General features: G+C 69.3%; 1 pseudogene. It reads right to left on the bottom strand.

Features of this window, described 5'->3' with window-relative positions:
* A pseudogene (locus tag ALMP_RS41865) lies at positions 1 to 332 on the bottom strand (hypothetical protein); the annotation flags it as partial.

The following is a 332-nucleotide window of genomic DNA, read 5'->3' as shown; positions in this document are numbered from 1 at the left end:
CTTCTCGAGGGTGAGCAGGCCCGGGTTCTCCTCGAAGTACCGCTGCAGGAACTCGCTCGGCTCCACCGCGGCAGCCTCATCCTGCGCAGGCTTCGGCGCACCGTGCCGGCTGTCCGGCCGGCACAGGTAGGGCAGAACGCTCTCGGGCATCCACATTCGCTCGTCGACGTCGGGCGTCTCGCCGTCGCCCGGCTTGCGGTCCGGCCGCGCCAGCTTGCCCTGAGAGATGTAGTTGTCGAGCGTGGACAGCGCCGTCGGCTCGCGCTCGTGTTCCCGGCCGTCGAGCTCGGCGATCTTCTCGAGGGTGAGCAGGCCCGGGTTCTCCTCGAAGT

The organism is Streptomyces sp. A012304 (assembly GCF_026008495.1).
GTDB lineage: Bacteria > Actinomycetota > Actinomycetes > Streptomycetales > Streptomycetaceae > Streptomyces.
Note: the sequence above shows the minus strand (reverse complement) of the source record. Positions and strands in the feature narration are given on the sequence as shown.